Origin of the sequence: Pseudomonas sp. NPDC087598 (genome assembly GCF_044743525.1) — a bacterium.
Taxonomy (GTDB): domain Bacteria; phylum Pseudomonadota; class Gammaproteobacteria; order Pseudomonadales; family Pseudomonadaceae; genus Aquipseudomonas.
This window is the reverse complement of the sequence record NZ_JBIUWQ010000102.1, coordinates 1-8,898: the sequence shown is the minus strand read 5'-3', so window position 1 is coordinate 8,898 and position 8,898 is coordinate 1. Positions and strand designations below refer to the sequence as shown.

Genomic DNA, 8,898 nt, shown 5'->3' with positions numbered 1-8,898 from the left:
AAAGATGCTGCTAGCAATATTTCACCGAAACAAGATAAAGCCGGAAAAGGCGGCCCAGATACTGAACATCGCCAAGAAATGGCACCTTATCTACGACCTTGCTTTGAGTATTTGAGAAAACGCCCCCAATCACGATGGTCTCGCCGTCGTTTACCAGCACTTTGGCGTTGACCTCGTTCTTCTTGATCGGCGGTACATCCTGCACTTTGTTCAGGTAGTCCGGTTCGTCCTTGGTGACCTTGACCTCCATGATGATGCGGTTGTCCGGAGTGATTTGCGGCGTCACCTCCAGCGACAGCGAAGCTTCCTTGAACGACACCGAGGTGGCGCCACTGGAGCTGGCTTCCTGATAAGGAATTTCGGTGCCCTTGAGGATCTTCGCGGTCTCCTTGTCGGAAGTCACCACCTTGGGCTGCGAGACGATTTCACCATTGCCGGTCTTCTCCATCGCGGTCAGCTCAAGATCGAGCAAAACGTTGTCGGTGATGAAGGCAATGCCGATCCCCGAGGTATTGTTGACGGTGCCCATGTCGACGAACGGCGAGTTGGTGCTGGTGCTGCCCGGGGTGCCGATGGTGGTCGACGAGCCGTTGCTGACGCCGGACGTGTTCCAGTTGCCCTTGTTCTGAATCGAGCCACCCCAACGCACGCCCAGGCTCTTGTCGTAATCGACGTTGGCTTCGACGATCCGCGCCTCGATCATCACTTGCCGCACGGGAATATCCAGCTGTGCCACGATTCGCCGCAGTTCGTCGAGCCGGTCCTGAGTCTGGTAGGCAATGATGTTGTTGGTCCGCTCATCGACGGTGATCGAACCGCGCTCGTCGATTTTCGCTTCGGCACTGGTCACCGACTGGAACAGCTTGGCGATGTCGGCAGCCTTGGCGTAGTTCACCTGCAGCAGTTCACGGCGCAGCGGCGCCAGTTCGGCGATCTGCTTTTGCGACTCCAGTTCCTGGCGCTCGCGGGCAGCGATTTCGTCCGCCGGTGCGACCAGCAGCACATTGCCGATCTTGCGCTTGTCCAGTCCCTTGGTTTTCAGCACCAGATCCAGCGCCTGATCCCATGGCACGTTTTGCAGGCGCAAAGTGATGCCGCCCTGCACCGTGTCGCTGGCCACCAGGTTGAGGTTGGTGAAGTCGGCAATCAGTTGCAGCACCGAGCGCACGTCGATGTCCTGGAAATTCAGCGAGAGCTTGTCGCCGACGTAGGCCTGACGATCAGCGTTGCGCTTTTGCAGATCGTCGACGGTCATCGGACGGATACTGACGGTCAGCTTGTTGTCGGTCTGATAGGTGGAGTAGTCGAAGGTGCCGCTGGGCTCGACGGTGATGATCGCGCGATCGCCGGTAGCAGCAGCGTTGACGAACTGTACTGGCGTGGCGAAATCCTTGACGTCGAGGCGCACCCGCAGCTTGTCGGGCAATTGGGTGCGGGCGAAGCTGAGGATGATCTTGCCGTCATGTTCCTGAATGTCCGGGGCGATGGTCGGGTCGGACAGGTCGATGACCACATTGCCCTCACCTGCCGTGCCGCGTTGAAAGTCCACGCCGCGAATGGCTTTGGTTTTCGGCACGAACGCCTTGGCAGGCACCGTTGCCGCAGTCGCACGCACTGGAGCAACAACAGCAGGACGTGGAGCGCTTGCCGGCGCGCCCTGACCCACCACGACGAACAGATTATTGCCTTCGACTCGCGTGTTGTAAGGCGCTGGCTGGGTGAGATTGACGATCAGCCGCGTGCGATCCTTGGCCTCAACCACTGTGGCCGTATGCGCGTTGCCACTGCCCAGATCGAGGCTCTTGCTGGTCAACTGACTGGCAACCCCCGGCAGATCCAGCGCGATTCGCGCCGGCGAATCAGTGGTGTAACCCTTGGGCTGCGGTGGCGGGCCATCGAACGACAGCTTCAGCTCGACGCGGTCACCCGGCAACGCCGCCACGTCCAGCGTCTTCAGATTGGCCGCGAGTACCATCGGCGACATCAGCGCTATCCATAGCGAAAGACCGAGGGTGGAGAAAATCCTGTTCATTGTTCGACTTCCACTATGAGTGCTCTTTCAAAGGAATGGTGCGCGGACGTTCCAGCCAGGCGCCTTCGCCGTCGGGGACGATTTCGACCACATCGACCTGAGTGGCACTGATGGCGACGATGCGACCATCGTTGCGCCCCAGGTAATCCCCGACCTTCAGGCGATGCACGCCGCCAGCCCCACGCAACAGCGCAAAGGAGCCAGTGGCGTTGCCAATCGTGCCGACCATCTCGAACTGCTCGATGTTGAAACCTTCGAGGTATTGCTTGACCCGATTGGGGTCGGGCTTGACGTTGCGCGAGCCGTGCTTCTGCCCGGCGAGATCGACGCGCACCTGGCGCGAAAACGGACTGCGCAGGTTGGCCGCGCTGTAAGTGAAGGTCGGGTAAGAGCGGAATGTCGGAGTGGGTTCGATCTTGCCCGCCGGGCGTAACCGCACTTCATTCATGTAGGCATCGAGATCGCTGAAGTCATCACCATCGCCACAACCGCTCAAAGTCAGCAACGCCAATGCCAGTGCGAAATAACGAATCGGGCTCATTTCTGCAGCCCCTTGTCGTTATAGCGGTACGTCTTGGCGAGGATGCTCATGCGCAGTTTCGGCCCGCCCTCTTTATTGGCCGGTGCCAGTTCGAAGTCGTGCAGAGTCACGATGCGCGGCAACCCGGCCACACCACTGACGAAAGTGGCGAGGTCGTGATAGGCGCCAGTGACGGTGATCTGGATCGGCAGTTCGATATAGAACTGCTGGGTGACCTCCGGGAGCAGTTTGATTTCTTCGAACTCAAGGCCGCTGCCCAACCCGGTACGCGTGATGTCTTCCAGCAGACCCGGCACCTCGGTGTCGCTAGGCAACTGTCGCAGTAACACGCCGAAGGAGTTCTCCATCTCCTTCATCTGCTGGGTGTACAACTCCAGGTTGGCGGAAATATGCGCCTTGCTGGCGAACTGTTCCTTGAGCGTCGCTTCTTCCTCGCGCTTGAGCTCGAGCTGATTTTCCATGTCACTGATGAAAAAGTTATAGCCAAGCGCCAACACCAGCACCATCAGTAGCGCTCCGGCGATGGCTTTGACCGCACCAGGCCAGGAGCCGATGTTGCTGGTGTCGAGGTCGTTGAAATCGATGCTGCGCAAGCTTTCCAGCCAGTCGGACGGTTTCATTGTTCGTCCTCCAGCGTCTTCGGCTGAGTCTGACGAACGGTCAGCTGAAAGACATTGGCCTGCTCCAGCTGATCGGCGGAAGTCGCTTTGACTTCGGTCAGGCTCGGCGCATCGAACCAGTCGGAGGCGTCCAGATTGCGCATCAACTCGGAGACGCGATTGTTCGACTCGGCCGCGCCGCTGATCGACAGGGTCTTCCCGACCATTTTCACGTCAGTGAAATAAACGCCGTCCGGCAGCGTTCGCGCCAGTTGATCGAAGATACGTCCGCTGACCTGCCGGTTGCCCTGCAAGTCCTGAATGATGCGCATGCGCTCGACCAGTTGCTGACGGTGTGCCTTGAGGTCGCTGATCTGTTTGATCCGTTCGTCGACTACGGCAATCTGCTTGCCGATGTAATCGTTACGCGCGACCTGCCGGTCGATGGCGGCGCTGAAGACCTGATCGGCGATGAACACTACCCCCACCGAACCGACCACCACGCCGATCAACGCCAACATGAAGCGTTTGCGCCGCTCTTCGCGGCGCTCCTCGCGCCAGGGCAACAGGTTGATCCGCGCCATCAGTCGAAACTCCTGAGCGCGAGCCCGCAGGCAATCATCAGGGCCGGCGCGTCACTGGCCAGGGCCCCGGCGTTGACCTTGCTGCTCAAGGCCATGTCGGAAAACGGATTGGCCACTTGCGTCGGAGTATTCAGGCGTTGCTCGATCAATCGATCCAGCCCCGGCACCGACGCCGTGCCGCCGGCGAGCAGAATATGGTCGACCGCGTTGTATTGGCCGGAGGCGAAGAAAAACTGCAACGAACGCGACACTTGCTGCACCAATGCTTCGCGAAACGGCTGCAGCACATCGCTGACATAGTCGTCAGGCAGCCCGCCCTGCTTTTTCGCCAACCCCGCCTGCTCGAGTGTCAGGCCATAACGACGCTGGATTTCTTCGGTCAGTTGCCGGCCGCCGAACAACTGCTCGCGGGTGTAGATGATCTTGCCGTTGTGCAGGACGCTGAGGGTGGTCATGGTCGCGCCGATATCGACCACTGCAACCGTCAGGCGCTCTTGCGAAGCGGCCAGTTGCGTCGCGAGCAAGCCGAACGAGCGCTCCAGCGCATAGGCCTCGACGTCGACCACGCGCGCCGTCAGTCCGGCGAGCGCCAGCGCCGCTTCACGGACTTCGACGTTTTCCTTGCGGCAGGCGGCGAGCAGTACATTGACTCGTTCAGGGTTGCGCGGCGAAACGCCCTGGACCTCAAAGTCGATGGCGACCTCGTCCAGCGGATAGGGAATGTATTGGTCGGCTTCGATCTTGAGCTGGTTTTCCAGTTCATCGTCGGACAGCCCGGCGTCCATTTCGATGATTTTGGTGATCACGGCAGAACCGGCCACCGCCACCGCGACGCTCTTGAGCCCGGTGCGTGCCTTGACCAGCACCCGGGTCAATGCCTGGCCGACGCCTTCGAGTTCGGCGATGTTCTTTTCGACCACGGCGTTCGCCGGCAATGGCTCCACCGCGTACGCCTCGACACGGTAGCGATCACCCTGACGGCTCAGTTCCAGCAGCTTCACCGAGGTGGAGCTGATGTCGATCCCCAGTAACGTATTGGCTTTTTTATTGAAGAGTCCCAGCACTAGCAATTCCCTATGACTTTCCGTGAGTTACGGACTCTGTAATACGCATTGCGTTCCTTCACCCCGTCTTGACAGAAGCGCAAATGACGCCCCCAGCAGAAAAGTGCTTATAATGCCCAGCGATTTTTTCCGCTTTTTACTGCCTGCGCGGATGGCTCTGTGTGTTGCCGGAGCCCCGTCGCCAAATTCATTCTTGCCCTGGATGTCCAAACGCCTTGATTCGTCTGCTGAAATTTTTCGGTTGGTCCATCGTCGCCGTTTTCTGCGGACTGCTTTTAGGTCTCAGCGGCGCGTATCTTTACCTTAGTCCGGGTTTGCCATCCGTGGAGGCTCTGAGAAGCATTCAGTTGCAGATTCCTCTGCGGGTCTACAGCAGCGATAACAAGTTGATCGCAGAGTTTGGCGAAATGCGCCGTACTCCGATCCGTTTCGCCGACATTCCACCCAATTTCATTAATGCGTTACTAAGTGCTGAAGACGACAATTTCGCCAACCACTATGGCGTTGATCCGAGCAGCCTGATGCGTGCCGCAACCCAACTGGTCAAGAGCGGGCATATTCAGTCCGGCGGCAGCACCATCACCATGCAGGTGGCGAAGAACTTCTTCCTGACCAGCGAACGCAGCTTCTCGCGCAAAACCACCGAAATTCTTCTGGCCCTGCAGATCGAACGGCAGCTGACCAAGGACGAAATCCTTGAGCTGTACGTCAACAAGATCTATCTGGGCAACCGCGCCTATGGCATTGAGGCGGCGGCGCAGGTGTATTACGGCAAGTCGATCCGCGACGTCAGCCTGGCGCAGATGGCGATGATCGCCGGCCTGCCGAAAGCCCCTTCGCGCTTCAACCCATTGGCCAACCCGGCGCGCAGTAAAGAACGTCGCGACTGGATCCTCGGGCGCATGTACAAGCTCGGCAAGATCAGCGAGGCGGACTACACCGCCGCCATCAACGAGCCACTGAACGCCAGCTATCACGTGCCGACCCCGGAAGTGAACGCACCGTACATCGCCGAAATGGCCCGCGCCGAAATGGTCGGCCGATATGGCAGCGACGCTTACACCGAAGGTTTCCGCGTCACCACCACGGTGCCGAGCAACCTGCAGGAAATGGCCAACACCGCGCTGCACGAAGGCTTGATGACCTACGATCAGCGTCATGGCTACCGTGGCCCGGAGTCGCGCCTGCCGGGCAAGACCCGTGAGGCCTGGGCCAACGAGCTGACCAAACAACGCACCATCAGCAGCCTGGAACCGGCAATCGTTACGCAGGTCGAGAAGAACGGCCTGCAAGTGCTGACCCGCACCGGCGAAGAGCATGTCGCCTGGGACACCATGAAATGGGCCCGCCCGTTCCTCAACACCAACAGCATGGGCGCCACCCCGCGTCAGCCGTCGGATGTCGCGCAGGTCGGTGATCTGGTTCGCGTCCAGCGCCAGAAGGACAACTCGCTGAAGTTCAGCCAGATTCCTCAGGCGCAAGGCGCGCTCGTCTCGCTGGATCCGCAGAACGGCGCGATCCGCTCGCTGGTCGGCGGTTTTGCTTTCGAGCAGAGCAACTACAACCGCGCCATGCAGGCCAAGCGTCAGCCGGGTTCGAGCTTCAAGCCGTTCGTCTACAGCGCCGCACTGGATAACGGTTACACCGCCGCCACGCTGGTCAACGACGCACCGATCGTGTTTGTCGACGAGTATCTGGACAAGGTCTGGCGCCCGAAGAACGACACCAACACCTTCCTCGGCCCGATCCGTCTGCGTGAAGCGCTGTACAAGTCGCGCAACCTGGTGTCGATCCGCTTGCTGCAAGCAATGGGCGTCGGCAAGACCATCGACTACATCACCCGCTTCGGTTTCAACAAACAGGATCTGCCGCCGAACCTGTCGCTGGCGCTGGGCACCGCGACCCTGACGCCGATGGAAATCGCTACCGGCTGGAGCACGTTTGCCAACGGCGGCTACAAGATCACCCCGTACATCATCGACAAGATCGAAAGCCGCAATGGCGACACGCTGTTCGTCGCCAACCCGCCAACCGTGCCACAGGGTGGCTCGGCCACTGATGGCATTGCGGCGCCGGCGGCGCAGTCTTTCACCGTCAATGCCGCACCGGTTCCGGGTGAAGCTCCGGGCGCTGCAGCAGCGCCCCAGGCACCGGCCGTGGCCGAGCGGATCGTCGACGGGCGCACCACGTACATCCTCAACAGCATGTTGCAGGACGTTATCAAGCTCGGCACCGGTCGTCGCGCGCTGGCCATGGGTCGCAGCGACATCGCCGGTAAAACCGGTACCACCAACGAATCGAAAGATGCCTGGTTCTCCGGTTACAACGCCGATTACGTGACCACGGTATGGACCGGTTTCGACCAACCGGAAAGCCTTGGTCGCCGCGAGTTCGGCGGCACTGTGGCACTGCCGATCTGGATGAATTACATGTCAGCCGCGCTCAAGGACAAGCCGCCTCACGTCCAGCCTGAGCCAGAGGGGCTGCTCAGCCTGCGGGTGGACCCGGTCAGCGGCCGCGCGGCGACGCCGAGTACGCCGGGTGCCTACTTCGAGCTGTTCAAGTCTGAAGACACGCCACCGTCGGTGAATGAACTGGGCAATGGCACGGCTCCGGGCAGTCCGCTGCCAGCGGATGAACAGGCGCCGATCGACTTGTTCTGATCCAGCGCTAACAAAAAAAGCCCCGCCTTCGTGAGAAGTGCGGGGCTTTTTATTGCCTGCCATTTGAGATATTGGCCGAGCTGACGTCTTCGCGAGCAGGCTCGCTCCCACAGGAGGAATGTGTTTCAAGGTGGGAGCGAGCCTGCTCGCGAAGAGGCCCTGACGGGCACCGCAAAACAGGCACAAAAAAGCCCCGACTCTCACGAGCCAGGGCTTTTGTTTGAAGCGCTACAACGGCTTAGCCGTTGAACACGTCATCCACGCTTTTCAGCGGGTAGTTCTTCGGATACGGCAGGGTGGCCACACCGGTCTCGATTGCAGCCTTGGCCACAGCGTCGGAGATCAGGGTGATCAGGCGCTTGTCCATTGGCTTCGGAATGATGTACTCACGGCCGAATTCCAGTGGCGCACCACCGTAGGCGTCGCACACGTCCTGTGGAACAGGCAGCTTGGCCAGTTCACGCAGGGCGTTGGCGGCAGCCACTTTCATTTCTTCGTTGATGCGCTTGGCGCGAACGTCCAGGGCACCACGGAAGATGAACGGGAAGCCCAGAACGTTGTTGACCTGGTTCGGGTAGTCCGAACGGCCGGTGGCCATGATCACGTCGCTACGGGTGGCGTGCGCCAGTTCCGGGGAGATTTCCGGATCCGGGTTCGAGCAGGCGAACACGATCGGGTTGGCCGCCATCGACAGCAGGCCTTCCGCGCTCAGCAGGTTCGGGCCGGACAGACCGACGAACACGTCAGCGCCTTGCAGAGCGTCAGCCAAGCTGCGCTTGTCGGTGGCGTGAGCGAATACTGCTTTGTACTGGTTCAGGTCGTCACGGCCGGAGTGGATCACGCCGGTACGGTCAACCATGAAGATGTTTTCGATGCGCGCGCCCATGCTTACCAGCAACTTCATGCAGGAGATGGCGGCAGCGCCGGCGCCCAGGCAGACGATCTTCGCGTCCGGCAGGGTTTTGCCAGCGATTTCCAGGGCGTTGATCATGCCCGCAGCGGTCACGATCGCGGTACCGTGCTGGTCATCGTGGAATACCGGAATGTCGCACTGCTCGATCAGAGCGCGCTCGATCTCAAAGCACTCAGGTGCCTTGATGTCTTCCAGGTTGATGCCACCGAAGGTGATGGAGATACGCTTTACGGTGTCGATGAAGGCTTGCGGGCTTTCGGAGTCGACTTCGATGTCGAAAACGTCGATGCCGGCGAAGCGCTTGAACAGCACGCCTTTACCTTCCATCACTGGCTTGGAGGCCAGTGGGCCGAGGTTACCCAGACCCAGAATCGCGGTGCCATCGGAAATGACTGCAACCAGGTTGCCCATCCCGGTGGATTTCTAGGCCAGGTCAGGATCGCGAGCGATCTCACGTCCCGGTTCAGCTACGCCGGGGCTGTAGGCCAGCGACAGGGCGCGG

The 8,898-nt window shown here is 60.1% G+C and carries 5 protein-coding genes and 2 pseudogenes; 1 reads left to right on the top strand and 6 read right to left on the bottom strand.

All coding sequences use genetic code 11. The annotated features are described in order from the left end of the window. Nucleotides 1-40 precede the first annotated feature (40 nt). From pilQ to ACIOWE_RS29075, 5 genes and pseudogenes are all read right to left on the bottom strand, one after another. Nucleotides 41-2,032 (bottom strand): annotated as a pseudogene (gene pilQ / locus ACIOWE_RS29095) (type IV pilus secretin PilQ); the annotation flags it as partial. A 13-nt stretch (nt 2,033-2,045) separates the two neighbouring features. After that, on the bottom strand, nt 2,046-2,573 hold the full coding sequence (locus ACIOWE_RS29090; protein WP_401398373.1) for a pilus assembly protein PilP: 528 nt from the start codon (nt 2,571-2,573) through the stop codon (nt 2,046-2,048). Then, the gene (gene pilO / locus ACIOWE_RS29085; protein ID WP_201235889.1) at nt 2,570-3,193 is read right to left on the bottom strand and encodes a type 4a pilus biogenesis protein PilO; all 624 of its coding nucleotides are present in this window, start codon (nt 3,191-3,193) and stop codon (nt 2,570-2,572) included. Before pilO ends, ACIOWE_RS29090 begins: the two co-directional genes overlap by 4 nt. After that, a complete protein-coding gene (locus ACIOWE_RS29080) occupies nt 3,190-3,756 on the bottom strand; it encodes a PilN domain-containing protein (protein WP_401398371.1) in 567 nt (188 codons plus the stop codon). Before ACIOWE_RS29080 ends, pilO begins: the two co-directional genes overlap by 4 nt. Next, nucleotides 3,756-4,820, bottom strand: a complete 1,065-nt coding sequence (locus ACIOWE_RS29075) for a pilus assembly protein PilM (RefSeq protein ID WP_401398369.1) — start codon at nt 4,818-4,820, stop codon at nt 3,756-3,758. The genes ACIOWE_RS29080 and ACIOWE_RS29075 overlap by 1 nt, the downstream gene beginning before the upstream one ends. Before the next feature lie 218 nt (nt 4,821-5,038). Here ACIOWE_RS29075 and ACIOWE_RS29070 point away from each other — a divergent pair, with 218 nt between their 5' ends. After that, nucleotides 5,039-7,483, top strand: coding sequence for a penicillin-binding protein 1A (locus ACIOWE_RS29070; RefSeq protein ID WP_401398375.1), 2,445 nt, complete (start codon nt 5,039-5,041; stop codon nt 7,481-7,483). Nucleotides 7,484-7,721: 238 nt separating this feature from the next. On the opposite strand, the pseudogene ACIOWE_RS29065 reads toward ACIOWE_RS29070, so the two are convergent. Further along, nucleotides 7,722-8,898 (bottom strand): annotated as a pseudogene (locus ACIOWE_RS29065) (malic enzyme-like NAD(P)-binding protein); the annotation flags it as partial.